Source organism: Pseudomonas edaphica, from assembly GCF_005863185.1.
Taxonomy (GTDB): domain Bacteria; phylum Pseudomonadota; class Gammaproteobacteria; order Pseudomonadales; family Pseudomonadaceae; genus Aquipseudomonas; species Aquipseudomonas edaphica.
Genome location: NZ_VBVZ01001143.1, coordinates 1 through 533 on the forward strand (window position 1 = coordinate 1; position 533 = coordinate 533).

At 61.4% G+C, this 533-nt stretch carries 1 protein-coding gene; it reads left to right on the forward strand.

Translation table 11 applies throughout. The features are described from left to right. Window positions 1-99 precede the first annotated feature (99 nt). Window positions 100-414, forward strand: a complete 315-nt coding sequence (locus FEM54_RS33730; protein WP_138454419.1) for an amidase — start codon at window positions 100-102, stop codon at window positions 412-414. The last annotated feature ends 119 nt before the right edge of the window (window positions 415-533 follow it).

Below are 533 nucleotides of genomic sequence, written 5' to 3' on the forward strand. Positions count from 1 at the left end.
GCCCGCCGACAACCTGGTGATCGTGCGCTACGGCGATGACCGTGACGGCACTTACCGTCACAACGAACTGCTCAAGCGCGTACTGGCGGCGGTGCAACCATGATCCGTCGTCATCCGTTTATCAGCGTGTTTTTGCTGCTGTTGCTCGCCCTGTCGGGCTGGGTGTGGCACGAACGCGTCAACCTGCAAGCCTTCCCCGACATCATCGCGGCGTACACGGCCAAGGAGTATTGCTCGTGCCGGTATGTGGAGAACAACCCGGCGGACTATTGCCTGGGGTATGTGAAGCAGTATGTGCCGACCAGTGCGTTCACTGATTCGCCGGAACGCAGTGAAGTCACGGCAAGCGGCTTAGGGCGCACGCATACAGCGCGCTGGCTAGGCGACCGCCAAGGCTGCCGCCTCAGCCCCTGACACACCAAAGATTCTCTGTGGGAGCTGGCTTGCCTGCGATGGTGGCGGCACAGGCGACAGTGATGTTGACTGACCGGCCGCTATCGCAGGCAAGCCAGCTCCCACATGGATTTGTGCTG